General features: G+C 35.7%; 27 protein-coding genes. 20 read left to right on the forward strand and 7 right to left on the reverse strand.

Annotated features, from left to right (window positions below; all coding sequences use genetic code 11):
- Window positions 1-384: 384 nt before the first annotated feature.
- Window positions 385-672 carry a hypothetical protein gene (locus HNQ80_RS25615; protein ID WP_207727006.1) on the forward strand — a complete coding sequence of 96 codons (288 nt, stop codon included), beginning with the start codon at window positions 385-387 and terminating at the stop codon, window positions 670-672.
- Window positions 673-684: 12 nt separating this feature from the next.
- The gene (locus HNQ80_RS13045) at window positions 685-1149 is read left to right on the forward strand and encodes a L,D-transpeptidase family protein (RefSeq protein WP_330602875.1); all 465 of its coding nucleotides are present in this window, start codon (window positions 685-687) and stop codon (window positions 1147-1149) included.
- A gap of 102 nt (window positions 1150-1251) precedes the next feature.
- Here HNQ80_RS13045 and HNQ80_RS13050 read toward each other — a convergent pair whose 3' ends face one another.
- Window positions 1252-1761 (reverse strand): DUF3189 family protein, encoded by a 510-nt coding sequence (locus HNQ80_RS13050; protein ID WP_184311107.1) that lies wholly within the window; start codon window positions 1759-1761, stop codon window positions 1252-1254.
- 531 nt (window positions 1762-2292) lie between these two features.
- Window positions 2293-2826 (reverse strand): YhcN/YlaJ family sporulation lipoprotein, encoded by a 534-nt coding sequence (locus HNQ80_RS13055; protein WP_184311108.1) that lies wholly within the window; start codon window positions 2824-2826, stop codon window positions 2293-2295.
- 410 nt (window positions 2827-3236) lie between these two features.
- Between HNQ80_RS13055 and HNQ80_RS25950 the strand changes: the two genes are divergently transcribed.
- A complete protein-coding gene (locus HNQ80_RS25950) occupies window positions 3237-4244 on the forward strand; it encodes a DUF5661 family protein (RefSeq protein ID WP_243183242.1) in 1008 nt (335 codons plus the stop codon).
- Between the two features lie 117 nt (window positions 4245-4361).
- Here HNQ80_RS25950 and HNQ80_RS13070 read toward each other — a convergent pair whose 3' ends face one another.
- Window positions 4362-4574, reverse strand: a complete 213-nt coding sequence (locus HNQ80_RS13070) for a hypothetical protein (RefSeq protein WP_184311109.1) — start codon at window positions 4572-4574, stop codon at window positions 4362-4364.
- Between the two features lie 145 nt (window positions 4575-4719).
- Between HNQ80_RS13070 and HNQ80_RS13075 the strand changes: the two genes are divergently transcribed.
- Window positions 4720-5457, forward strand: a complete 738-nt coding sequence (locus HNQ80_RS13075) for a DUF3298 and DUF4163 domain-containing protein (RefSeq protein WP_184311110.1) — start codon at window positions 4720-4722, stop codon at window positions 5455-5457.
- Window positions 5458-5645: 188 nt separating this feature from the next.
- On the opposite strand, the gene HNQ80_RS13080 is transcribed toward HNQ80_RS13075, so the two are convergent.
- Both HNQ80_RS13080 and HNQ80_RS13085 read right to left on the reverse strand, forming a co-directional pair.
- Window positions 5646-6044, reverse strand: a complete 399-nt coding sequence (locus tag HNQ80_RS13080) for a helix-turn-helix transcriptional regulator (RefSeq protein WP_184311111.1) — start codon at window positions 6042-6044, stop codon at window positions 5646-5648.
- 81 nt (window positions 6045-6125) lie between these two features.
- Window positions 6126-7712, reverse strand: coding sequence for a recombinase family protein (locus tag HNQ80_RS13085; protein ID WP_184311112.1), 1587 nt, complete (start codon window positions 7710-7712; stop codon window positions 6126-6128).
- 180 nt (window positions 7713-7892) lie between these two features.
- On the opposite strand from HNQ80_RS13085, the gene HNQ80_RS13090 reads away from it, so the two are divergent.
- The 7 genes from HNQ80_RS13090 to HNQ80_RS25620 all read left to right on the forward strand — a co-directional run bounded on the left by HNQ80_RS13090 (window position 7893) and on the right by HNQ80_RS25620 (window position 12541).
- Window positions 7893-9146: a tetratricopeptide repeat protein gene (locus HNQ80_RS13090; protein WP_184311113.1), complete on the forward strand. Its 1254-nt coding sequence runs from the start codon at window positions 7893-7895 to the stop codon at window positions 9144-9146.
- 28 nt (window positions 9147-9174) lie between these two features.
- Window positions 9175-9303 (forward strand): hypothetical protein, encoded by a 129-nt coding sequence (locus HNQ80_RS26270; protein WP_279288995.1) that lies wholly within the window; start codon window positions 9175-9177, stop codon window positions 9301-9303.
- A 479-nt stretch (window positions 9304-9782) separates the two neighbouring features.
- Window positions 9783-10022, forward strand: coding sequence for a hypothetical protein (locus HNQ80_RS13095; RefSeq protein WP_184311114.1), 240 nt, complete (start codon window positions 9783-9785; stop codon window positions 10020-10022).
- A gap of 213 nt (window positions 10023-10235) precedes the next feature.
- Window positions 10236-10445, forward strand: a complete 210-nt coding sequence (locus tag HNQ80_RS13100; protein WP_184311115.1) for a hypothetical protein — start codon at window positions 10236-10238, stop codon at window positions 10443-10445.
- An 846-nt stretch (window positions 10446-11291) separates the two neighbouring features.
- The gene (locus HNQ80_RS13105; protein WP_184311116.1) at window positions 11292-11882 is read left to right on the forward strand and encodes a phospholipid scramblase-related protein; all 591 of its coding nucleotides are present in this window, start codon (window positions 11292-11294) and stop codon (window positions 11880-11882) included.
- A gap of 254 nt (window positions 11883-12136) precedes the next feature.
- Window positions 12137-12307, forward strand: a complete 171-nt coding sequence (locus tag HNQ80_RS13110; RefSeq protein WP_184311117.1) for a hypothetical protein — start codon at window positions 12137-12139, stop codon at window positions 12305-12307.
- Between the two features lie 75 nt (window positions 12308-12382).
- Complete coding sequence (locus HNQ80_RS25620; RefSeq protein WP_207727008.1) at window positions 12383-12541, forward strand: hypothetical protein; 159 nt, start codon at window positions 12383-12385, stop codon at window positions 12539-12541.
- On the opposite strand, the gene HNQ80_RS13115 is transcribed toward HNQ80_RS25620, so the two are convergent.
- The gene (locus tag HNQ80_RS13115) at window positions 12525-14063 is read right to left on the reverse strand and encodes a recombinase family protein (protein WP_184311118.1); all 1539 of its coding nucleotides are present in this window, start codon (window positions 14061-14063) and stop codon (window positions 12525-12527) included. The genes HNQ80_RS25620 and HNQ80_RS13115 overlap by 17 nt on opposite strands.
- Before the next feature lie 142 nt (window positions 14064-14205).
- Between HNQ80_RS13115 and HNQ80_RS13120 the strand changes: the two genes are divergently transcribed.
- Window positions 14206-15306, forward strand: a complete 1101-nt coding sequence (locus HNQ80_RS13120) for a metallophosphoesterase (RefSeq protein ID WP_184311119.1) — start codon at window positions 14206-14208, stop codon at window positions 15304-15306.
- A 28-nt stretch (window positions 15307-15334) separates the two neighbouring features.
- On the opposite strand, the gene HNQ80_RS13125 is transcribed toward HNQ80_RS13120, so the two are convergent.
- Window positions 15335-16633, reverse strand: a complete 1299-nt coding sequence (locus HNQ80_RS13125) for a CapA family protein (RefSeq protein WP_184311120.1) — start codon at window positions 16631-16633, stop codon at window positions 15335-15337.
- Window positions 16634-16891: 258 nt separating this feature from the next.
- On the opposite strand from HNQ80_RS13125, the gene HNQ80_RS13130 reads away from it, so the two are divergent.
- The 8 genes from HNQ80_RS13130 to HNQ80_RS13165 all read left to right on the forward strand — a co-directional run bounded on the left by HNQ80_RS13130 (window position 16892) and on the right by HNQ80_RS13165 (window position 24750).
- Entirely contained in the window at window positions 16892-18211 is a 1320-nt protein-coding gene (locus HNQ80_RS13130) for an S-layer homology domain-containing protein (protein ID WP_207727009.1), read from the forward strand.
- Between the two features lie 99 nt (window positions 18212-18310).
- Window positions 18311-18484, forward strand: a complete 174-nt coding sequence (locus HNQ80_RS13135; protein ID WP_184311122.1) for a hypothetical protein — start codon at window positions 18311-18313, stop codon at window positions 18482-18484.
- A gap of 188 nt (window positions 18485-18672) precedes the next feature.
- Window positions 18673-19488, forward strand: coding sequence for a CPBP family intramembrane glutamic endopeptidase (locus HNQ80_RS13140; protein WP_184311123.1), 816 nt, complete (start codon window positions 18673-18675; stop codon window positions 19486-19488).
- Window positions 19489-19596: 108 nt separating this feature from the next.
- Window positions 19597-19887, forward strand: a complete 291-nt coding sequence (locus HNQ80_RS13145) for a sigma-70 family RNA polymerase sigma factor (RefSeq protein WP_330602876.1) — start codon at window positions 19597-19599, stop codon at window positions 19885-19887.
- Between the two features lie 140 nt (window positions 19888-20027).
- A complete protein-coding gene (locus HNQ80_RS13150) occupies window positions 20028-20519 on the forward strand; it encodes a YqeG family HAD IIIA-type phosphatase (protein WP_184311124.1) in 492 nt (163 codons plus the stop codon).
- 244 nt (window positions 20520-20763) lie between these two features.
- Entirely contained in the window at window positions 20764-22443 is a 1680-nt protein-coding gene (locus HNQ80_RS13155) for a GspE/PulE family protein (protein WP_184311125.1), read from the forward strand.
- A gap of 10 nt (window positions 22444-22453) precedes the next feature.
- A complete protein-coding gene (locus HNQ80_RS13160) occupies window positions 22454-23509 on the forward strand; it encodes a type IV pilus twitching motility protein PilT (protein ID WP_184311126.1) in 1056 nt (351 codons plus the stop codon).
- Between the two features lie 29 nt (window positions 23510-23538).
- Window positions 23539-24750: a type II secretion system F family protein gene (locus HNQ80_RS13165; protein WP_184311127.1), complete on the forward strand. Its 1212-nt coding sequence runs from the start codon at window positions 23539-23541 to the stop codon at window positions 24748-24750.
- Window positions 24751-24851 lie beyond the last annotated feature (101 nt).

Raw genomic sequence — 24851 nt, forward strand, 5'->3', positions numbered from 1 at the left:
CTGCACTTTTATTATACTGAAAGAGACGTGTAAGAGTAACATCCATAGGATTGAATTTAGTCTTACAAACTGGAATTTAGTCTTTCACTTTACCTACCGTATTTTTTATGCCTTTACACAGAACGTATGTTCTGGTGAGATAAAGAAAAATATTCGTTAAAAGGTGATCTAATGTGATTGACAAAGACAGAATTCATTTCTGTCTTAAGGGATTAAATGAATCTTCAACAAGCAAAGTATAGACCAATACTTGAATATTCTTTTAATGATATTGTTCTTCAATATGGATTCTTTACCTTTATATAGAGATTTATTATACTAGAACGATGTAATTTTGCGAGATTGCTTTGGCATATAATAATGTAGCTGAAGGAGGGGAGATTCTTGAAACGATGGATATCATGGATAATTATATACATTACCTGCATATCAGTACTATTAAGTCTAGGTTTTTCTTTCAATATTAAGAATAAGTTAGCCAATGGATGTAGTCCTATAAATGTTTTTAAAAATATTGAGTACATAAGCTGGGAAGAAAAAAAGATGAGAGAAAATCCAGATTATGATAATCTATCAATTTTCATTGACATAAATGCTAAAACCTTAGAACTAATCAATCTAGATGACAATAGCGTTCTAAAAAGATATCTAATAGCTAATGGAAAAGAATAAACGCCTTCTCCTATTGGAAACTGGACTATAATTGAGAAGTCCAAGTGGGGTAAGGGATTTGGAACAAGATGGATGGGATTAAACGTTCCATGGGGTAGGTATGGTATACATGGTACAAATAATCCAAGTTCAATAGGAAGATCAGCTTCCCATGGATGCATTCGAATGAGAAATAAAGATGTAGAGGATCTATATCGTTATATTAAAATTGATACTCCCGTAACGATCTGGGGTGGAATTTTTGGTCCGTTTGGAAATGGTTTTCGAATTTTGATACCTGGGGATCGGGGCGCTGATGTTTTTGAAGTTCAAAAACGGATGAAAAGAATGGGCTATTACCTAGGTTATATAGATGGCATATATGGAGAGGAAATGAAATACTATGTAATTAAATATCGTAAGGATAATAACTTGACATTGACGCATGATATTGACTTGGAATTTTATAAAGCATTGAACATACAATTATTTGAATAGATTTCTACATAATAAAACACTAAGAACCATCAACTAGCTCTCAGTGTTTTCAAGGTAGAGTGAATATTATTTTTACAAGGATTTATTCTGTAAAGTATTCTTTTAGTGTTCAAACTGCTTGTTTTCTAAAATTACAATTGTAGATGAATCTGTTTGTGCCTCGGCTTTAGTGGTTTCAACAAGTTTGACTATATCTTTATATGCTTCCTGGGAACCCCTAATAAGTAAAGGAACTCCAATAAAATCAATTTTGAGCCACCTAGAAAACAAGCCACCAAAAGTCATGGCAAGGGGAACTGTGGGAGACGTGTTTGAAAAGATAACTCTATCTCCAATTAGATCATTTTTATCGAGCATGGAAGCAAGATTAAATAGACCAGGAATCAATACTTTTGAACGTCCTCGTCCAATGACATAAACCCTGTTTCCATCCTCATCAAACCCATGGAAAAATAATTCTCCGCGATTTCCGTATACCAAAGTGTTAAAGTCTTTTAAATTTAAGATTTCTTCTTTTGTAGGCTCATGGGTCTCATCCAGAATTTTCAAGTGATATGCAGCTGCCAATACTGACGAATGAGTTCCACCGTAACAGTTATATATGTAAATCATACATGCATCCATCCAATCCCGTAGTTTCTAATTTGTTCATTATAGTAAGCTTGAACAAATTCTCCTACAATTTCTAAATCAGGAGCTTTTCCTAATTCTTGTAGTTCCCATACCTTTGCTCAATAGTGATACAATATTTGTTCTATCTCTACTGGAGTAGCCTCAAGTTCTCTCAACTTAAGTGTAAGTTTATTTTCAAGTGTAATGATCTCCATCATCAGCATCAATCGCCTTTCTCAGTCTTTTAAATATAGTTTATCCGAATTCCAGTTTTCTATAGGTAGTAAAATATTTCTATGCTTATTTTAGACTTGTCATTTCATGGGTGCGTAATGAGTTGAACAATAAAAAATCAGGCTGGAATAATCCTAGCCTGTCGTTATTTTTTCCTTGGTAGACTATCGAAACATTGATAGCATGATGGAAGAGATTAAGAGCAAGAATAATGTATGAGGTATATCTTCTAATTGATGCTATAATAAGTGCCCTATTTCAATAACAGAAAAGAACTGGGATAACCCAGTTCTTTTATTATGTTCTTGGTACAGTTCTTCTGAACATTTCCTCAATCTCATTAATAAACCCAGAAATCGGTCTTCCTCCTCTAATATCTTGTATATATCCTCTAAATCGCCCAACAACATCAATATCCGACGAGACATATACTGTTCTAACGGAAGTATCTACAGACTTAACTTTTGCAATTGCATCATCTTTGATAGTAATCGTTCTTGCAGACTCAATATTTGGGTCTAAGCCAAGACCAACATATGCAGTACTATCATTGGTTAGTACATAGGCATTTTGAACGCCATTGATTTTTTCTAACTCTGTGGCAATTCTTTCATCTCTTTCTGTTGTATTAGCTCTATTATCTACTCTATTAGGTGTTTCTGTTGTTCGCGGAGCTGGGGTTGTGATAGGGGTTCTCATGGTAGTATTTGGCTGGTTATTATTTTCTACTATTGGTCTTCTTGCTGGCGTACATCCTATAATTAGTACCGAGAATACCAGGAGTACGGTCAAAATAGTACTAAATAATTTGGAGTGCTTTAAATATTTCATAAATATTCTCCCTTCTTTATTGTATAAGTATTTTTTACTATGTATATCTTGTGTCATAGAAGAGTATTTAGCCTGTGTAAGATTTAGAAATAAAGTAAATTCTTACTAGATATAATACGATTTTTAAATATTGAAATTTATGAAAAGAACAAAGTTGAAAGCTATTAATCATATTGAAAATCCCTGTATTGTACAAGACCCTATTAGATTACTCTCATGTATGTCACTATAGGTAATGATCTACCTGTTTGAGATAGCCAATAAAAGCATTAAAAGCACATTATTAAGAATGTTTTATCTAACAATATTTAAATTCAGATTATAGGTACAAGATGCATACCCGTTGGATTTGAATATTATTATAGTGGAGTAAATGTTCAGTTTTTTTATAAAATAAGGGGGAAACTTGAATGAACAATAATATGCCATACATGGGTTGCATGCTACCTACTTCCTATAAAACGCTAACGGAAGCCTTGGCATTGGTAAAAGATGCTGCTCAAGGGGAGAGAGAAGATGAGCTATTCTATGATTATCTCATTTCCGTAGCTCCAACTAAGGAAGAGAAAGATATTATTGCAACAATCCGTGATGATGAAAGAAAACACAATAAAATGTTTAGACAGATCTATAGATACTTTACAGGTCAGGAAATTCCTCCTGCTAAAGATGAAGAATTTGAAAAGCCAAACTCTTATATTTATGGTGTTACAAAAGCACTATTTGGTGAACTAGCTGCAATGGAAAGATATCGAATTATCCGAGCCGGCATGCCCGATCGATACCATAGGGACATGGTCTTTGAAATCCTTACTGATGAAATGAAGCATGCAGATAAGTATAACTATATCTTAAATAAAAATGTTGGTAAGTCAACAATTGATAAGTCTATGAATAGAGATTCTAAATCAATACAGAAAACAAAGTTCACCAAAGAAGAAGCGGCACAGATCGCAATGCAGCTTGGTATAGATTTTAGTAAAGAAAGATTCGATCTTGAGCAGTTTTGGATGGGAGTAAATACAGAACTGGAACATGGATTAAAATATGGGCCGACAAATGTTACCGCGGACAATCCTATATTAACAGGAAAAATTGCCTATGCTCATTTGAGGGAGTTTCCAGATTACTATACAAGGCTCAAGAAGCTTGAAGAAGAAGCAAAAGCCTATTGGGAAAAGATGCCCGGGGAGCTATTTCGTAATGAAAAGATGGACTATTCGCCCGATGAATGGGTTACGTATATCGATCCATTGGTGAGAAGAGCACTAGCAGAATCAGAAGAAGGTATAAACATGACACATTTATTCCAGGAATTCATACTTTCAGGTGTCCTTGTAGGTAAGGGCATGACACCCCAAGAAGCCATTGAACAAGTTGAACATTGGGAGAAGTCAGGGGAATCTAAGCTTTTATAAGCTAGTAAAATGAAGAAATAAATATTAGATTGCTAAACCATTTTTATTATATTAATTGTTAATCACAATTCTAAAAGGCCTCTAGAGGAGCCTAGAGGACTTTTTACCCAAAACAAATCAAACGTCGGCTATAGGTTTATGAATTTGATTATTTCTTTGGTCAGGGTAATTTTTACTAAGGTTTATATAATCGACCGTGTAAGAATCAATGATGCGCTTAATGAATAAAACCTCTGGATCGCTTAAATTATAGTTAGTCTCTACAAGTACATCTTGCAATATATTTTGTAAGCTTTTGATATCTGAAAGAATATCATCTATTTTACACATAAAATGTCCCTCCCGGTATTATTCTATGAGTAAAACTCTGTAAGGTGCTAGATGAAGAAACTAAAGTAGGTCAAATGAGCATTTTATTGAGTTAACAAATTCCGGTATTTCCTATTAAATATATTTATGAAATGGAGAATACGAAATGAGAATTTCCAGTTATTTTTATACCTGCCCATTTTTGAATCATAGTTACTACACACCGTATTACTTGTCTATGAGAAGTTTACCACAGAATAACCCTATCTCTGTCACTACAAAGCGAATTGCATATCAAACACCAGCATTAATTACAGACTTACGTATACCTATATTACAAGGTATTAAAAATATCTCTGTACAGAATGCTATTAACAATTCTGTTAATGAAGATGCTTCAGAATTCAAACGAGAAATGGAAACAGCAGCCCAAGATTATGCTGATAAAGCTAGGCAGGAAGGAAAGCCAATTAAACCCTATGTTATTTCATCAATTTATGAGGTCCCATATAATAGAAATAACATAATAAGCATTGCCATGGTATACCACGAAAATATAGGAGGGAATAACAGTTATATTAAAGTACCCTATAACTTTAATCTTATAACAGGAAAAGCATTAGCTCTTGAAGATATTTTTCAACCAGGTATTAACTATAAAGCCCTCATAGATAGGGAGATAAGAAAACAAATATCTGCTCACCGAGAAAGCTATGCTCCAGGAACCCTAGAAAGATTTAAAGGAGTCGCAGCGGATCAACCGTTTTACCTAGAAAATGGTAACTTAGTTGTTTTCTTTGGATTTAATGAAATTGCGCCGACAGAACCACAAATCCCAGTATTCAAGATACCATTATCATCTTTTGGAAATGCTGTAAAACCAACAGTTCTGCGTTCAATATGAAATTTAAAAAATCTTGTATTTTTATGTTCACTATAAACCATTAAAATACGAGATTTTTATTTATTTATAACGTGTATGATAACTGGTTTGTGGTAATATGAGGCCATAAAAAAAGGCTATGCTAGATTCATTACTCAATTACCAAAACCGATATAAAAAGCAGGAGAATAATCCTCCTGCTTACAATTTCACATAAATTTGCAGATAGATAAATAATTTTCTCTTGTAGGACTCAATTGTTCTTTTTCCCAGCGTACAATCGTTTTTCTATGTACACCGATAATTGCTCCAAAGGCATGTTGAGTAAGCTTGTTTTTCTTTCTAATATTTTTAATTTTATTTCCAAAACTAGAAGAAATAAAAGCTAAATACTCATCATATATAAGATTTGGATCTATTCCTATGGTTTTAGCAATCTTATAGCAAAGCTCTAGGGAATGATTGAGCTGATTATTTTCATACCTTATAATAGTAGTACGATCAATTCCTGATTTATGAGATAGTTCTTCTTGGGAAAGTCCATTAAGCAATCGATAGTAGCGTATCCTGCCGCAAATAGTAGATAAGTCAGATGTATATTCTAACATAGAGGTGTTTTGAGTATGATAAAATGTTTCCGTAATGAGTGTATAGCAAATTCTATTATGACAAAAAGACAACCGCGAGGACTAAGTCAACATCAACTTAATATCCACCTTCTCTCCGTCCCATATAATCTTATCAACAATTGCTTTGATAAGGTTTCTTTTTTGTGAATAAGGAACATGATCAATCTCACCAATAAATCTAGCAACTGATTCATAAAATAAATCGATATTGAGAAGCTCCATTCTATCATCCGCAATGTCAAGTTTGGCTTCCAATTCATTGTTTTCTTTTTCAATTTTCTCCATCTCCGTAATCAGATATTTAGCAATCGTGCTGTTCTGATTTTGTGCAACCTGCTTTACCAGGTTCTCTATAGCTTGTTTGTTTGCATTCATTCGGCTTTGAATCTGCTTGTTTTTTTCCGACCTATCTAACAACTTAGTTTTATTTAGTTCAATCTTCTTAATGATGTCACCGCTCACTAGCATTTTGAGATTTTCAATTATCAAATGATCTGTTCTTTCTCCGTGAAGGTTAGGGCATTTGCACCGGGAACCACCAGATAAATCTTTTGCGCTGCATACATAATAAAAATGTCTTTCATTAGAATTCAATCTCTTCTGGCCATATTTAATTTTGATAAATGCACCGCATTGACCACATCTTATAAGCCCAGAAAGCATAGCAAATGTTGATGTACCTTGTCTTGGAGCCTTATCTTTATTATTCTTTAAAGTTTCTTGAACAAAGATCCAATCTTTCCCGGGGACAATGCCTTTATGCATACCAATAGCACATATCCATTCTGTCATATCCTTCGGCTTAACCGATCTGCCTTTTTTTACACTGTTTTTGTTGTAAACCATAATACCACTAGATCCATCAAATTCATCCTTCGTATTAGCTACCTGAACGCCATTCGCAACAAAATAATCATATATATACTCATCAGCTATAACGTATACGGGATTTGCTAGAATGAACCGAAGAGAAAACTTGTGAAAGTCACCATTCTTTTTTGTTTGGAGGTTATTTTTCAAACAATATTTTTCTAATTGAGATAAAGATTGAAATTCTATATATTTATCAAACAACTCTTTAACGAGTAATAATTCTTCTTCGATGGGAGAGAGTCTAAACATAGTTTTTTCTTTCAAATTATCATCAAAATATGTAATAGGCTCTGATTCAAAACCAGTAGGTGTATTACCGCCCAACCATCGCCCTGTACGGGCCAGCTGCATCATGTTGTCTCGAATACGCTCTGCAATGGTCTCTCGTTCCAATTGAGCAAATACAGAGGCTATATACATCATAGCACGCCCCATAGGAGTAGAGGTGTCAAATTGTTCACGCAGTGATATAAAAGCAATGTCATTTTCCTGGAGTAACTCAATGGTATCTGCAAAGTCTGCAATATTTCTACTAATACGATCCAACCGATAACACATCAATATATTGAACTTGCCTTTTCTAGCTTCCCTCATCATTTTTTGGTATTGTGGCCGATCAATGTTTCCACCGCTGAATCCCTCATCTTCAAAAACCATGAATTCTTCAACATTGAAATGTTTATTAGCATATTCTTTACATAACTCGATTTGATTCTGTGTTGATTCCCCAGAACCAGTAAATTTGGATTTTCTTGAATATATGGCAATTTTCATAATATCATCCTTATCTTTTCTGGTGTCATATTATTATATTTATGTTTATAGCAAAAAAGAAAAGATGTTGAAAAATACAAAAAATTTACAAAATAATACTTTTTTCTCATTTTTTAAGCGACATGTCGTGTTATAATGAAATTACTAAAGCAAATCTTCGGGCTAGAAGGTGGTGAAACATTGCAGAAATTAACACTCAGTGATGTAAAGCTAAAAACCCCCCAGCAGCAAGTAAAAGAAGCCATATTGGAGAAATACCAGACGACTGAAGAATTTGCGAACGCCATAGGGCTGTATCCTGAATCGGTTAAGGTTTATCTGCGAGATAAAAATATTGGATCAGACAAGTTTAAGATAAAACTCGTAAATGCCTTGGATAAGGGATACGACGAGATTGTCATAAGCTATAAGGAACAAATTTCTAGAATGGTTCAGACTATTTATAGGGATTGTAAAGAATATAAATCTGAAAATGATCTGCTAACAATGCGCAGGCTCAGAGAATTGTGTATTGAGTACAATCTGGATATCGAATCCATGAAAATGGATCGAGCGATGGCAATATATCATTTTTATAAAAGCGAATTTTTTAAATCAATCGAACTCCTTGAAATGGCCCTTGCAAAAGCAAGATCCTTAGAGGATAAAAGTTTCGAGGTAATGTTTTTATCTGATTTAGCCTCAATATATTACTCAAATCATAGATATAAGCGATCTTTAGAAATATTCAATCATGCGGAAAAGTTGATAGAGTTATCAGCTATAAAAGATGATGCTCTATTTAATTTCAATTACTTATTTGGTATTTTGCTGAACGATACGGGATACCATGAAAAAGCTCGAGAAAAGTTTCTTAAAGCGAGTAAATTGGCAAGCGGCAAAGTAGACAAGGGAAGGGCCATCATGAATATTGGGCTGTCCTATAAAAAACAAGGTGAGTACCAGACTGCGGTTGAGCATTATACAAAAGCCTTACAGTACACTAAGTCTAATGCGGAAAAACAGAGCGTCATCTACAATAATTTAGCAGAATTATATAAGGTCGTCGGCGATTATGATAGGGCGCTGAAATATATACAAAGATCGTTTGAGCTCCTCGATTATGACAATCAAAACTATTATTTTGTCACATTCCAAACCTATGCACAAATCAAAGCGTTGAGGGGCGAATTGAGGGATGTATTAGAACAATTATTTGAAATCATAATAGAGAGACAGAATGCATTTACGCACAAGTCATTCATGATCAAAGGCATAGAAACGGTAATTCAGTTGGCATATCAGGAGAGGAACACTGCAATTTTAAAAAAAATTGAATTGTTTTTGATTGAATCCTTTGATACAATCGGAACCAACAATGCTGAGTATGCTTCAGAGCTTGAACGTTGTCTCGGAAAAATTCTACGATGTTATAACAACAGGTTTGAAATATAAACGAATTATATAAAGGGGGTGAAAAAAGATGAAGAAAAAACTATTGGCTCTTATGTTAGTTTTAGTACTGTCATTATCATCAACAATGTTCGTATTTGCTACAGATAATCCAGATCTATCCATAGTTAGACCTACTACAGATAATCCAGATATGTAAACCTACTAAGGACAACCTGGATCCACATTAAAAGTAATACATATTATTAAGAAACTTGGCATATGCCAAGTTTCTTTTCATTTTAAGGATAAGAAAGTAAATAATATTTAAATAAATAATGGCTCAAATTTACAGCATTAACTGCATGAAATAATTAAAAATTACATACCAAAGATTAGCAGATTTTATCTGCTTATTTTTTAACACATATCTCGTTATATCGACGAGCTTTGACAATATGCACATAAGTTTTTTTCATAATCTTTAAATCAATCTAAATAATAGAAAAAAGCACAAGTAAACGTGTAAGGAAATTGTAAATAAATGTAAAATCATGAATTTGCTCTAATTTAAAATCCATATTAAAATATTTATAAATTGAATTCGACGGAAAATTGTGTAGAAGAAAACGATTAAATGTATATCTGATAAAACAATTGTCATTTCATTCTATATTACAGTCAGAAGGGAGAATTAGTGTGAGAAATGATTTTGATAAGCTGAACCAACATACTAACAAGAATAAGTTTATAGAGCATTCTGGAAAGTCGATGAGCAGCGATGATAATTGTTTAGATTATCATAAATTTATTGAAAAAATAAATATTATAAAATTAGAAATATCAAATTATAAAAAAGATATAAATGCACTGGACAGGGAAACTTTATTTAAGATTTCAAACATTTTAGATGAACTAATCTATACAATTTATAGTTAAAATATTAAACAGCTGTGTTAAATTTGATTATTGACATAAGAAACATCTGCATGTCTAAATGCCTTTTTAAGTTATTGATTACTTTTAAATCTGTCACAACGATCAAACGAATAGGTAGAGATAATGGGCATTGTTCATTTAAACAACACCTCCAATATTATTATGTTCATAGTACAATCTAGTTTTTTCATAGTATGTAGTGGGGGTGGTGATGTGAAAGAGATAAAAGTTGTAATTTCTGTAGGTGATGTAAATTTCTATGACTTACCAATAGCGCAGCAGGAAGAACATATAAAGAGAGTCTCAGATCAAATAGCTAAAGTTATAAGTAATCGCGTAAACGACATGATTGCCAAGGGCAAAAGCCAAGACGAAATATTAAGCTATGTTGCTGGGGTCAAAAAATTCTTAGATCTCAACTAGAAAGAGAATTATAAAATCATAAATGACATACTCTCTTTATGTATGGTCTACGCTATGCATGAAAATGACTACTCAGCAGCAACTGCATGAGTAGTCTGTAATAAAAAATACAAGTTATCCGTATTATATCAAATTTACTCTATTTTATTCAAGGGGAGATGTACTAAATGTAAATTAACCCACAAAAAATACTTTGGGCCCTCAAAACATATGAGAGCCCTATATGAAAAGGGGAAAATTTGCTGGAGGTATGCTAGCCCCTATAGACTTATTATAATAGTTAAATATTAAGAAAATATGAACAAAGTGTGAAGAATTATGAAAGTTTCCGAGGAAGCTACATACAACATAAATCTAAGTCTCTTTGCATGAACTCGGCAGGACAAAAGGCCAATGATATGTCTAACATCGTAGAAATTGCAAATGTGCCTAAAAAAAGGAAAGATGTGAGATAGCTCTGATTCAGGAGCTATCTTATTATTTTGCTGAAATCCATACTAAAGTAACAATACAGGAGGTATAGTATCCTCTCCTAGCAAACACATTTTTCGTAGTATATTTTTAAAGGCATAAAGGGAGTTGAGAGATAAGGAGGAATTTTCTGATTTTTTATACTGGATAATACTACTAATTAAAGAAAGGTATAATCTTGTGCAGAAATTACATTTAATGATTCTTCGAAAAATTAGGACTATAGTCATATCAAGTTTTTAGATATTATTAAAGCAAATTTTAATTTAAAATGGTATGATTATAAGGAATAAATTAACAGAAATAAAGTCACTATGACTTGACTGTGTAATCTGTTTACCATGAACATGGAAAAAATTAAGATGGAGGTACAACATGTTACTCGATAAAAAAACATATTTTGTGAAAGAACAAGTAGAACTAATGAAGCTTGCGGGAACCTATGATATTTATGATGCTGAAACAAATATTCAAGTAGGCATCGCAAAAGAAGAACCAGGTACGATGATTAAGTTCTTAAGGTTACTAGTGAATAAATCAATTTTGCCTAATCGAATCAATGTCTATGACAGTGAAAATCAAAGTTTAGTATTTTATATCCAGAAGCCGATGAGTTTTTTACGGTCAAAAGTATTCGTTTATAACAGTAATGGAGATCATATTGGATATTTTAAAGGAAAGATATTGACCATTGGGGGCGGTTTTTTTGTTTATGATTCCAATGAGCGAGAAGTAGCAGAGATTATTGGTGATTGGAAAGGGTGGAATTTTAGATTTGTAAACTCGCAAGAAAAGGAGATAGGGACTGTTACTAAAAAGTGGGCTGGGATTGGAAAAGAATTATTTACATCCGCTGACAACTACGTGATTTCCCTCAATGATGCTGCAGAATCCGAATCAGAACACAACAAGCTTTTATTAGCGGCTGGACTTGCTATAGATACTGTTTATAAAGAACATAAGTAAGATAGAATAGAAAAAATAGGTATACTAATTTTATAAATATTAGCTTAGCAATTATATGCAGCAGAAAATAGACATTTAATGATAAAAGAGTAGGCCGAGCCTACTCTTTTAAGACTTTCTGCATAGATACTATTCGTAAGATTAATATCTTGAAATTCGTATAATTGCATGCAGGAAATCTTTATTATTGAGCGAATTATTATTATGTTCAAGTTATTATTTTAACATTTGTAATATTAAAGGGGGATGGATGCATGAGTGATGAAATGTTAAAGGTTGAAGAGGATCTAAGATTACTCTGTATTCAAGCAATAGAGATACTTGATAAAGCGTGGGAACGGGGAATATTAAGTGAAGAAGAATATCTTGAGCATGTAAAGTTAAAAAGAGCTTTTTTAGAGAAAACACCTAGTGAGGTTCTGTGACGTATTGAATATACATTTTGCGATCCTGGATAGAATTAGATTCTATGCATTAAATGTTGAAGAAACGAAAAATGAATGAGTCGTCTTTTTGTAAGAATAGCAAATGAAATTTTGATGACCATTCGGTCTAGCAAGAAAACAAAAAGTGAAGTATCCCTTCAAGATCCGATTGGAGTTGACAAAGAAGGCAATGAATTGCCTTCTTTGAATTATCAACCTATTCCAATTCCTTAGGTAACTTTGGATAAAGAATCAATGTGAACTGATCGTCACGATGACGCTTATCTTTGTGATAAATACAATGGCTCAAAATAGATTTTAAAAATCTATTTTTTTTCTCTGGATTTTGGCATTGAAGGTATACATCGAGAAGCGTGCTAATTTCCATGGATGTAGAGGCTTCTACAGAATCCTTCAGTTTCTGAAATTCGATCCGCGCTGTAAAAAGTTTCTTTTCAAGCGCATGGATTCTTGCTGTAAGATAATCTACACGGCTAGTAAATGTTTCAACGTCATAGATTTGCTTTTCTAGCAGGTCATATATATTCTCTTTTTGGTTTCGTAAATCCCTTAAATTTCCTTCGATGGTTTTCATAATATTATTATGTAAATCTATTGTATTCTGTGAATGATCGCTCATCCCATTTATTCGATTCCACTGGAAAGGGTATTCGCTTAACCAAAGCCTTAAAGCCTCTATAAGGTGATGCTCTACGTATATAAATTTACTGCTTTTATTGTTGCAATGATTATAACACATCAACTGGGAATCTTTATTTTTATAGGTGCGCAGGATCATAGATGTACCGCATACACCACACCGAATTAAACCAGCCAGCGGATTCACAAGCTGATGATTGTCTGAAAATGGGGCATGTGTTCGACCTTTTAATATGCTCTGTGCCCTTTCAAACGTTTCTTTGGATACTAAAGGTGGATGCCGACCTTCTGCTATAAGCCAGTCATCCTTCAGTCTAAGCCTTGAATCTTTCTTTTTTCCTTGCTTTGTGGATTTCTTAATCTCCCTTTTCTTCCAAGTGATCTGACCAATGTAAATGGGATTTTTCAAGATGTTGAGAACAGCAGATGGAGACCAAGTCTTTCCTGTGCTGGTTTGATAACCAAATTCGGATAGTCTAGCAGCAATCTTATTGGCCCCGATCTGTAGATTGGTATACCAATCAAAGATGATTTTCACCACCAACGCCTGTTCCTCATTGGGCATAAGGCTTCTATATTTATCTCTATAGTGAATATCGTAGCCATAAGGGGGAACGGGAGATAAATAGTTGCCTTCCTCAATGGATCGTAATCTGCCACGCTGCAGACGTCTATTGATAATTTTTAACTCCTTTCGGGCCATAAAGGCCTCAAATTCGCTATATTCCTCGTCAAACTCATTCTGAAGATCGTAGACTTTTCGGGGAGTGATAATCTTCGTGGCCGATTTTTTGAAGGTGTCCAGAATCAGCCCCTGTTCCTGCATATTACCTCTGCCCAAACGATCCATGTCCATGCACAAAACTGCTTCATATTTTCCGGCTTCTACCTCTTGAAGTAATGCCAACATCTCTGGTCTATGGACAAGACTTTCACCAGATACGATCTCTTCCTTAATCTCTATGATATCTAGCTTTTTCTCTTGTGCAAACCTGATAAGGTATTGTCTGTGTTTTCTCAGTGTTTCACCTTCACCTCTAGTTTCAGCCTCAATATCAGCTCTAGATTTTCTTAAATATATGCATACTTTTTCCATAAATCCCTCCTCAAGCCCTGCACTAACTTATGCTTATTAAAAGGAAAAGCAAAATATGCATGATATTGTCTTACATATCCAAGTTTGGTACAATATTCAATATTGGTACAGAATTCATCAACACATTATGGGAGGAATCATTTTGCCTTTTGTACGAATGATCTTTTTTATTCTTGTTGCTTCTTCTTTGTACTTCGGATTGCATTATTATATCTATTGGAGTATTGTAAGAAGTATTGCGCTCTCCACTGCTGTGAAGACATTTATAAAAATTTGCATGATCCTTGGAGGACTAAGCTTTTTCTCAGGGGAATTCTTACGACGAAGAAGTGGCCTAGAATTTCTCATTTATGGAGGGTATATTTGGCTAGGGATGATTTCAATTAGCTTCACGATCTTTTTCTTTAAGGATATATTATCAATTTTTTTGCCAGAATACCGAAAAATACTAACCTATGCCAGTATGGTTGTCTCTATTGTTGCTATTAGTTTTGCCATTCTTCAGGTAAAGCAGCCTCCAATGCTAAAGGAAATCCAAATCCCTATGCCTAGGCTAGCCATTGAAAAGTCTGGCTTTAGAATCATTCATTTATCTGATATTCACATCAATCACTTTACATCAAAAGAGTGGATTGAGACTCTTGTTGAACACGTAAACCTTCAAAACCCTGATCTTATTTTGATCACAGGAGACGTGATTGACGATCATTTGGATAGAATTAAGGAATTTCCACCGTTGCTCCGCCAACTAAAAAGCAAGCATGGTGTTTATGTGGTATCAGGTAACCATGAATATTATGGTGGGATTCAGCATTTTGAAGAATTTTCTGCCCTTTCAAATTTCCACGTTTTAAATAATGAGGCCATCACCATTGATAATTGCCTGCATGTGGTAGGTATTCCCGATGATACGGCGTCTAGTTTTTCGTTGCCAGGTCCCGATCTGACAAAAGCCATGGCAAATATTCAAGATAATCAGCCTGTTATCCTGTTGTCCCATAAGCCAGTTGGCTTTCCTGAGGCAGTACAAAAAGGTGTTAGTCTCCAATTGTCTGGCCATACCCATAGAGGTCAGATTTTACCCTTAAATCTATTGGTGCCATTAACCTTTAAGTACTCCTATGGACTTTATGAACTAGATACATCCTATATTTATACCACATCAGGTACGGGTCTATGGGGTCCACCCATGCGCATTTTCACAAGCTCCGAGATCGTATCCATTGATTTAATTTCTAAATAATATAGAATAAGCCGCTCCAAGGAGCGGCTTATTCTATATTATTTTTACGGGTCTTCTTTTGCTGAGTGGTAGAAATAAATTTTGTAGAATCCCCCAGCTGTAACAGACGGATGGTATTATCGTAGGAAAGTCTTGCCCTATACTGAGATTCCTTTGATGACAAATGGAATTCTTCAAAGCTCTCCAAAGCTTCAGGCAGTGGAAGGATCTCAAAGACCCGTTTGCTTCCATCGATATATTTATGTACCCATGTAGGTTGATAGCTTACATTTGAAATATGAACGCTATTATTGACCATATCCTTCATGATTTTAACATGCACCAGCATGCCGTCTTCAGTGTAGCGATTCTTTAAAATCTCATATCTTTGATTGGAAAGAAAATTTCCAAGGGAATATACGACTAAGGTTTGATTGCCATATTTAGGGTGCTCCATCCATTCCATAGGCTGGAGTACATGGGGGTGGCTGCCAAGGATGATATCTACACCATAAGTATTTAAGACTTGGGCAATCAGCTTTTGATAATCATTGGGTTCACGCTGAAACTCTTCTCCCCAATGCAAATAAAAGACGATGATTTCAGCACCAGCTTCTCTCATGTCATCGATGGTAGATTTCATTTGAATCAAATCTTCCTCTAATCGATCGTATCGAAAGGAGTTGATCAAAGGCTCGAGGTTCGATGGCAGTATAAGGGAATTAATCGTTTTGTTCTTGCCATAGGCAGGTGTTTCATAAGTATAAGCTGTAATACCAATCTTTATTCCTTTTATGTTCTCAATCAAAAATCTGCTCTCCTTATGGGATTTCCTTGTACCTACGGTTTTTAACTTTTTTTCATGCAGTACATCCAAGGTTCGTAACACACCGTCCATACCTGTATCAATCGTGTGATTGTTGGCAGCCACAGCCACATCAAATCCTGCAGTCTGAAGGGCTTCTGCCAAAGAATCGGGACTATTGAAGCGCGGAAAACTAGAATACCCTTTGTCTTCACCAGCAAAGGTCGTCTCTAGATTGAAAAGAGCAAGGTCGGCATTTTCAACATAGGGCTTGATAAAATGGAAATTGTTATGGAAATCGAATTGGTCAGAAATCTTATTATACTGAGCCTTGAGCTGAGGTCCATGGACCATGATATCTCCGACAGCTGTAAGCTGAATCTCGATAGGAGCAGGAGGCTTCACGGGGCTAGTATCCTCTTTAATTGTATTTGGGGCGTCACTCATATTCATAGCAGGAGCCGCTTGTAAATGGGTAGAATTCGTACAGGAGGGCAAAAGAGCTACACATAAAAAAAGCATGGATATCCATTTTGTTCTCATCCAATCACCTTCATTCGTTCATCATAGATTACCATAATAAGGTAATCTATCTATGCACTTAGTCTAATAGATATTCCGAAATATTTCAATTGTTTATTTCAGGACATGGAATCACAAAAACAAAAATAAAATTTTGGAAAATTTACTCATTTTGTGAAACAAAAAGTAGGATATATACGTCTAAAATATAGGAAGAAGTTTTTTGGGGGTGCTAAGATGCAAATGAAGAGGAATAGGATAATTTTTTTGACTTGCTTTTTGATAACATATATTTTATCTGGTTTTGTATACACGGGATATACGACACCTTCAGAATGGGCCCAAGAAAGTATTACGATTCTATCGTTAAATAGCCTGCTGACGGAGAGCCTAATGGAAAATGAAAAATACCAGGATCCTATTACCAGGGAAGAATTTACCGAACTAGCATTAGGTATTTATATCAAGGCAAAGGGTACTTCTTTGGAAGAAATTGATGATACCCACCCATTTCTCGATACCTCTAATCCAAACATCGGTAGGGCCTATAATCTCGGTATCATCAGGGGAATCAGTAACCGAAGGTTTGCACCAAAAAAAGAAATCACTCGTCAGGAAATCGCCACAATTTTGTGGAGACAGATAAATATGATGGGTATTACCACAGAACCGCATAAGACTGCAGATTTTAGTGATATGTTTAGGGTATCAAAATGGGCAAAAGAGGCTATTTCATTTTGTTGGCAGGAAGGCCTCATGACGGGCATCGGAAACAACCGTATAGCCCCCAGTGAAAATACAACCAGAGAGCAAGCTATGGTGTTACTTGCAAACGCGGGAAAAAAGTACGGATGGTTAAATCCCTATAAAACCACCAAAGATTTTGAAACCTTAGAAAACGGATATCTCATTCCAAATAAAACAGATTTACTGATTCGTATGAATGAAGCTACAAAGCTCCATCTCCAGCTCATAACAGACCCGTATGGTCCAAAAGAGCACCTTCCTTCTGACATGGAGGAAATATTGGCCACCCTGAGAATAAATAAAATTTCAGAAAACGTGGTGTTGAAGCTAAAACAAAAGATTCAAGACAGCTGGCATGAAGCCTACAATGCGCCTGTTTTGGAGAATTCGTATATTATTGATTTAGATGATGGTAGGAGAGTGGAACTACGATGCGATAAAGGAATAGATATATCCATTTACACGCCTCTCTTTCATGACAATGCTTCTCGGGCCATCAATGCCGCAAAATTTGAACAGCTATCTAACGGGTACTATGTACCAAAGGAATCTACCCTTTTTGTACAATCTGATGATGAACGGGGCATACGATTAAACATTCTAACACATAGTAGTGCTACTGGCGTAGATATCCATAATCAAATTCATCAGATGCTTGATATTTTAAAAATGAATGAGATACCTCAGGAAACTATTATGGAGATAGAGAGAAAGGTATCTTCTAGCTGGAACCATATCGAAAACAAGCCTGGTAAGATAGAAATAACTTATCGGGAGTTACCTAGTGGTGATCGTCTTGTGTATTCCAGTGATTCCTACATGCAAATAAAGATATTCCATATGGATCTATAAAATAAATCCTAGGTGCATCAGCGCATCTAGGATTTATTTTTGCCATGAATAGTACAAACCTGTCTCAACATAAGGATGATATTGGGAGGGGAAGAAGGAATGGAATATGATCAAACATATACAATTGGCAAGAGCATCATCCATATCTCAGGGCCAGAGAACCCGTCGAAAAACCAGATAGAAGCAATACTTGATGAATGTCATATCATTGCTAGAGAAATCATCCAGGAGATCGCTGAGAACACCAATGAAAAATGCGATGGACAAGAATAGAATATAAGGGACAGACATGCTTGTTCAGGAAAAGAAAGAAATACTCTATCAAAACATATTTCCAGCAAAAGGCAAAATAATAATAAACTGATAGAATTAGAAACACGGATTAGAATTTACAAGGAATTTGAAATGGTGTATGATTAAACCCTAAAGCAATTTAACCCCGTTCATTTAGGAGGACGTTCATGAAAAAATATCTAAAAATGGTTGGAAATATATTGCTATATACGCTAATCTATTTTTTTCTACAACTAGCTACAGGACTAATCATGGGAATTGGTTATACCATGAAGTATATCGGAACCCTTACAGAGATGGAGGTTCAAGACAAGCTTAGTCAGGATATTTATATTGGCATCGCCTTTGCAGCCATATGTGCCACAACTATCTATATACTGCTTCTAAGGAAAAAAGAGGAAACCTTTCTCCAAAAGTGTAGATTTCAAAAAGAAGGTCTTGAAAAATCATTATATGTCCTTTTAACATCGATTGGATTATCTGCCGTATCCAGCAGCTTTGTGCTTCTGAGCTATGAAAAGTTTGAAAGCTATGAGGAAGTATCACAAAATATAAACGATGGTTTAAGTACTTTTATTGGGATGATGTGTATCATCATTTTAATTCCTATCTTTGAAGAGATATTATTTAGAGGCTTAGTGATGAGCGAGCTTAAAAAACAAATACCCGTATCTTTGTCCATCATCATTCAGGCAGTTATTTTCGCCATCTATCATGGCAACCCATTGCAAGGGATCTATACCTTTGTTCTGGGAATCGCTTTAGGTGCTATTTATCAGTGGTCTAATAATCTTTGGCTGCCGATTTTACTCCATGTGACATACAATCTTCTAGGAACCCTCATATTTCCAGTGCTTTTATACTACACAGAACCCTATGCCTGGGCCTATATGATTGGAGGGCTCATCCTTTTGATTCTGTCCATGACTTTTTTATACAAAAAAAGAAAGCTTTCGCTACCCATTGAAGTTCCTATAGAATAAAAAATGTCTTTATAAGGCTGACTAAGGCGTAAAATGTTGAAATTTCACTATTTCCAAGGAAATATCCGTTGATAAACTGCTAAAGGTAATGAAATATCACTCATTGATATCCTAGGCACTGAAGCTGATGAAGTCTTGGATGAGGTGGAATTAAAGATTCAGGTGAAAAAGTTATATCAAAAAATGGCAAAAATCTTAAAGAATAGAGAACGAACAGTTTTAGAGTTGAGATATGGTTTAGCCAATGGTGGCAGCAAAACCCAGAGAGAAATCGCTAAGCTTTTGGGTATATCTCGCTCCTATGTATCCAGAATCGAGAAGAGAGCCATCAAAAAGCTTAGCAAAGCATTTAATGCCAATGTAAAGATCGATATTGATGACGAAGACGATGAAGAATAAATACAAAAATGATTATGGGGTAGTATGGTAAAAACTTTTTGATTGTCTCTACCACTTTTCGGATATATAATGCATAAATGAAAGTTCTTCTTTTTACAGATAATAATACAAATACCAAATATATTTCGGGAGTGGAAAACATGCTAGAGAGATTAAAACCTAAGCTATATGTGGATTCGATTTTCTATCTAGATCTAGAGCAGTTGAAAAAATTAAATGTCAAAGGCTTCATCATAGACATAGACAATACCCTAGTGGAATGGGAAGAAAAAACCGCCAGCGAGCGCGTAAAAACCTGGCTGAGAAATCTCGAAATAGAAGGATTTAAGGTCTGCTTGGTATCAAATAACACAGAGGACAGGGTGGTAAAGTTTAACGAGGAACTAAAACTGCCAGCCATCCATCGAGCTGTCAAACCTAGAGTCAGTGCTTTTAACAAAGCAATGGAGCTCATGGGTACCACACCAGAGACCACGGCTGTCATTGGAGATCAATTGTTCACAGATGTTTTAGGTGGCAATCGCCTGGACTTGTTTACCATTCTGGTCATCCCTTTGGGCAATCAGGAGCTTACATGGACAAAGTTTGTCAGAAAAATTGAAAAGGTTGTATTAAAAAGAGTACTACATTAAGACGTGCTAAATGCTAGCACGTCTTTCCTTATATAAGGCATAATACCTATATAAAATGTATGGGATCAATAAAATATCTGGTATTTATTCTTCGACAAAAAGCAGGACTTTTGGACTATTTTGTAGAATAGTTTATTCAAATATAATAAAAATTTATGGTTGTTTAGCATGACTATTATGGGGTCAGAAGATCAAAATTTAAATTTGTATCACACGAATTCATAGCTTTGGAAGAGGGATCGCAATGAGTGAAAAAATTAAGAGGTTGGGTGACTTATTAATAGATGCAGGACTTATATCCAAAGCCCAGTTGGATAAAGTTCTACAACTTCAGAAAATAACTGGAAAGAAATTAGGAGAGTTGTTAATTGATGAAGGTATTGTAGAAGAAAAGCAAATCATCGAGGTCCTTGAATTTCAGTTAGGAATTCCTCATTTAGATTTGTCAAAATATTTTATTGCTCCGGAAATACCGAGACTTATTAGCGAACGTCTTGCCCGAAGACATACGTTAATTCCTATTAAGAAGGATCGAGACAAACTGATTGTTGCCATGGCTGACCCTCTAAATATATTTGCCATCGATGATGTGAAAATTGCAACAGGGTTGATTGTTAGTCCTGCTATTTCTACAAAACAAAATATTCTATATGCCATTGAACGATATTATGGAAAAGAAACAGCTGAGAAAGCTGTAGAAGATTTTAGAAAAGAAAATGAAATTGAGACGATTGAAGAATTTGAAAATCAAACCCTAGATGATGTGAACAACGCGCCCATGGTTAGATTGGTAAACTCCCTCATTAAGCAAGCTGTGCAGTTGAAGGCCAGTGATATTCACATTGAACCTTCTGATAAGACGATGCGTATTCGGTTTCGAATAGATGGGGAGCTTCAAGAGATAATGAACATTGCAAAATCAGCTCATTTACCTACCGTGTCTAGAATAAAGATTATCGGAAAGATGGATATCGCCGAGAAGAGAATCCCTCAAGATGGTCGTGTAGAGATGGTTGTTGATGGCCGAGATATCGATATGCGTATATCTATATTACCTACAGTTTATGGTGAGAAGGTCGTAATTCGTTTGCTAGACCGAAGCAATTCTATCTTTTCGATGGGTGAGCTTGGTTTTTCTGAGAACAATCTTAAAATTTTCGAAAGAATTATTAAGAATCCTTATGGCATTATCCTTGTAACAGGACCTACTGGTAGTGGAAAGACCACCACTTTGTATGCAGCACTGCGGGAATTGAATCAGATCAGCCGAAATATCATTACCATTGAGGACCCAGTAGAATACCGTTTAGAAGGTATTAGCCAAGTACAAGTAAATAATAAAGCCGGCATGACTTTTGCCAGTGGATTGAGATCCATTCTAAGACAAGATCCGGATATTATTATGGTTGGAGAAATCCGTGATGCTGAAACGGCTCAGATTGCTGTTCGAGCAGCAATCACAGGACACTTGGTATTAAGTACCATGCATACAAACGATACGGCTTCCACGGTAACCCGTTTGGTCGATATGGGTATCGAGCCTTATCTGGTTTCTTCTGCCATCGTAGGCATCGTGGCCCAGCGCCTCATAAAACGAATTTGTCCAAGCTGTAAGACTTCCTATGATGCAGGTCCATTTGAGAAGAGCACCCTGGGCATAAATCAAGAACTGCGTTTATATAAGGGAAAAGGATGTAATGCATGTAACTATACAGGCTACAAAGGCAGACAAGCTGTCCATGAGGTGATGGGGGTAAATGAAAACATACGAATTCTGATTGATGAGAAATCTAGTCTTGATAAAATAAGGAAGGCAAGTTATGAGCAAGGAATGACATCATTGCGTGAGAGCTGCAAACAATTGGTTCTTGATGGTAAAACAACATTTGATGAGTTGATTCGCGTTGCTTATAGCTTGGATTAGGTGAGTTACAATGAATATAAATAGTTTATTATTAACTACCATTGAGCGAAAGGCTTCAGATTTGCACATCACTGTAGCAGTTCCTCCAATGATCAGAATAAATGGTAATCTTGAAGCAATAAACGAGGCACCTCTAACACCCAGTGATACGGAGGCACTCGTAAAGGAAATATTAACAGAAGCTCAATTCGATCAATTAAACAACCAAGGGGAATTAGATATGTCCTTTTCCCAACATGGATTGGGCCGATTCAGAGTAAATTTATTTAAACAAAGAGGAACCTACAGCATGGTCCTTCGTACCGTCCCATTAAAGGTACCTACCATCGATGAACTAAAGTTGCCTCCAGTCGTCAAAGAATTATCTCGAAAGCAAAGGGGGCTCATATTGGTAACAGGGCCCACAGGCAGTGGTAAGTCTACTACGTTGGCTGCCATGATTGATTCCATTAATCGAGAGCGACAATGTCATGTATTAACGCTAGAAGACCCTATAGAGTATTTGCATAAGCATCAGAAAAGTATTGTGAATCAAAGGGAAATTGGCAACGATTCATATAGCTTTGTCAATGCATTAAGAGCTGCATTACGCCAGGATCCTGATGTAATATTGGTGGGTGAAATGCGGGACTTGGAAACCATTAGTATTGCCATCACCGCTGCGGAAACTGGCCACTTGGTATTGTCAACACTACACACCTTGGGAGCTGTTAAAACTATTGATCGTATCATCGATGTTTTTCCACCCCATCAACAGCAGCAGGTGAGGGTACAATTATCTTCCATACTGGAGGGGGTAATCTCTCAACAGCTTCTGCCACGAGTGGATGGTAACGGCCGGGTTGGTGCCTTTGAAGTGATGACAGCCACTTCTGCAATAAAAAACTTGATCCGTGAAGGGAAAACCCATCAGATTCAGACTTCTATTCAGACAGGTATCAAATTCGGTATGCAGACCATGGATGGAGCGCTGATAGACCTGTACAGAAGTGGTATGATATCCCAAGAAATTCTATTAACACAGAGCTATGATCAAGAAGTAATAAAGCGTCAGTTGGGCTTCTAAGAAGAAGGAACGAATAAAGAGGTGAATCTATGCCTGTGTTTTATTATAAAGCGTTAACCATCCAAGGACAAAGCGTAGAAGGATCTTATACAGCCAGTTCTAAGGATGAAATTATCGCAATGCTTCATCAAAATATGTACTATCCGGTAAAGATCGTGGAGAAAGGGGAAGAGGTAAGAGAATTAAAGTTCTCCCTTTTCAATAGATTAAAACTATCAGACCTTTCCATATTTTGCCGGCAGTTTTATACCATGCTCAATGCAGGAGTACCCATCATCAGTTGCCTTGGGGTATTATGTGTCCAAACACGGAACAAGCATTTGAAAGAAGTACTTGAATCAGCGCATAGTGAAATACAGAGAGGATCTACTTTTTCAGATGCTCTAAGACATCACAAAAGAACAATTCCCGAGCTGCTGATCAATATGGTGGAAGCAGGAGAAATCAGTGGAAATCTAGATATAATTATGGAACGTATGGCGGTCCATTATGAAAAGGAAAACAAAATTACCACAAAAATTAGAAATGCTATGATATACCCATCTATCCTCATGGGGGTTTCCATCTTGGTGATCATCTTTTTATTAACCTTTGTTATGCCGACCTTCATTGGTATGTTTCAAGATTCAGGTGTTGAACTGCCAGGGCCGACGAAGATACTGCTTTCCATCAGTGGAAACCTAAGCCGTTATTGGTATATTCATATGACGTCACTCGTCGTTCTTTTTGCTGGAATCAGCCAAGCCATCCACGCTGAAAAAGGAAGGCTCTTTTTGGATCGATTAAAGCTTAAAATACCAGTCGTCAGCGGTATGATTCAAAAGGTAATTACCACACGCTTTTGTAGAACATTGTCAACCTTGTTGTCCAGTGGTATTCCTTTGATTCAAGCCCTAGAGAGCGTTGGGCGCGTCGTCGGAAATAAGGTAGTGGCAGATGGCATAAAAAGTTCTATTGATGAAATCATGAAGGGAGCTACCTTGGCAGCGACCATGAAACGAATCGAGTTTTTTCCGCCCATGGTCATCTCCATGATTCAAATAGGAGAAGAATCGGGTGCATTGGATGCAATTTTGGAGAAAACAGCTAACTTCTATGATGAAGAAACCGAGAGTGCCCTTCAAAAAATGATTGCTTTGTTGGAGCCATTGATGATTGTCATCATGGCTGTTGTGATTGGATTTATCGTCATTGCAATGATTTTACCTATGTTTGACATGCTAAACACAGTGGGCGTCTAATAGGTAAAATTGTTTATATATGAAATCTGAGTATTGTCGGGGGGATGCACAGAAATTTTTTAGACTTTTTAATGTAAACATATTTATGAACAAGGGGGAAA

The sequence above is a fragment of the Anaerosolibacter carboniphilus genome, assembly GCF_014205875.1.
In the GTDB taxonomy this organism is placed as follows: Bacteria; Bacillota; Clostridia; order Peptostreptococcales; family Thermotaleaceae; genus Anaerosolibacter; species Anaerosolibacter carboniphilus.

What these genes read in the sequence shown, in the direction of transcription:
- HNQ80_RS13135 (WP_184311122.1), top strand. Translation starts at nt 18,311, where the DNA reads ATGGAATATGATCAAACATATACAATTGGCAAGAGCATCATCCATATC.
- HNQ80_RS13050 (WP_184311107.1), bottom strand. Translation starts at nt 1,761, where the DNA reads ATGATTTACATATATAACTGTTACGGTGGAACTCATTCGTCAGTATTG.
- HNQ80_RS13110 (WP_184311117.1), top strand. Translation starts at nt 12,137, where the DNA reads ATGAGTGATGAAATGTTAAAGGTTGAAGAGGATCTAAGATTACTCTGT.
- HNQ80_RS13150 (WP_184311124.1), top strand. Translation starts at nt 20,028, where the DNA reads ATGCTAGAGAGATTAAAACCTAAGCTATATGTGGATTCGATTTTCTAT.
- HNQ80_RS13165 (WP_184311127.1), top strand. Translation starts at nt 23,539, where the DNA reads ATGCCTGTGTTTTATTATAAAGCGTTAACCATCCAAGGACAAAGCGTA.
- HNQ80_RS13160 (WP_184311126.1), top strand. Translation starts at nt 22,454, where the DNA reads ATGAATATAAATAGTTTATTATTAACTACCATTGAGCGAAAGGCTTCA.
- HNQ80_RS13155 (WP_184311125.1), top strand. Translation starts at nt 20,764, where the DNA reads ATGAGTGAAAAAATTAAGAGGTTGGGTGACTTATTAATAGATGCAGGA.
- HNQ80_RS13075 (WP_184311110.1), top strand. Translation starts at nt 4,720, where the DNA reads ATGAGAATTTCCAGTTATTTTTATACCTGCCCATTTTTGAATCATAGT.
- HNQ80_RS13140 (WP_184311123.1), top strand. Translation starts at nt 18,673, where the DNA reads ATGAAAAAATATCTAAAAATGGTTGGAAATATATTGCTATATACGCTA.
- HNQ80_RS13125 (WP_184311120.1), bottom strand. Translation starts at nt 16,633, where the DNA reads ATGAGAACAAAATGGATATCCATGCTTTTTTTATGTGTAGCTCTTTTG.
- HNQ80_RS26270 (WP_279288995.1), top strand. Translation starts at nt 9,175, where the DNA reads ATGAAGAAAAAACTATTGGCTCTTATGTTAGTTTTAGTACTGTCATTA.
- HNQ80_RS13055 (WP_184311108.1), bottom strand. Translation starts at nt 2,826, where the DNA reads ATGAAATATTTAAAGCACTCCAAATTATTTAGTACTATTTTGACCGTA.
- HNQ80_RS13115 (WP_184311118.1), bottom strand. Translation starts at nt 14,063, where the DNA reads ATGGAAAAAGTATGCATATATTTAAGAAAATCTAGAGCTGATATTGAG.
- HNQ80_RS13080 (WP_184311111.1), bottom strand. Translation starts at nt 6,044, where the DNA reads ATGTTAGAATATACATCTGACTTATCTACTATTTGCGGCAGGATACGC.
- HNQ80_RS25620 (WP_207727008.1), top strand. Translation starts at nt 12,383, where the DNA reads ATGAGTCGTCTTTTTGTAAGAATAGCAAATGAAATTTTGATGACCATT.
- HNQ80_RS13085 (WP_184311112.1), bottom strand. Translation starts at nt 7,712, where the DNA reads ATGAAAATTGCCATATATTCAAGAAAATCCAAATTTACTGGTTCTGGG.
- HNQ80_RS13105 (WP_184311116.1), top strand. Translation starts at nt 11,292, where the DNA reads ATGTTACTCGATAAAAAAACATATTTTGTGAAAGAACAAGTAGAACTA.
- HNQ80_RS13070 (WP_184311109.1), bottom strand. Translation starts at nt 4,574, where the DNA reads ATGTGTAAAATAGATGATATTCTTTCAGATATCAAAAGCTTACAAAAT.
- HNQ80_RS25950 (WP_243183242.1), top strand. Translation starts at nt 3,237, where the DNA reads ATGAACAATAATATGCCATACATGGGTTGCATGCTACCTACTTCCTAT.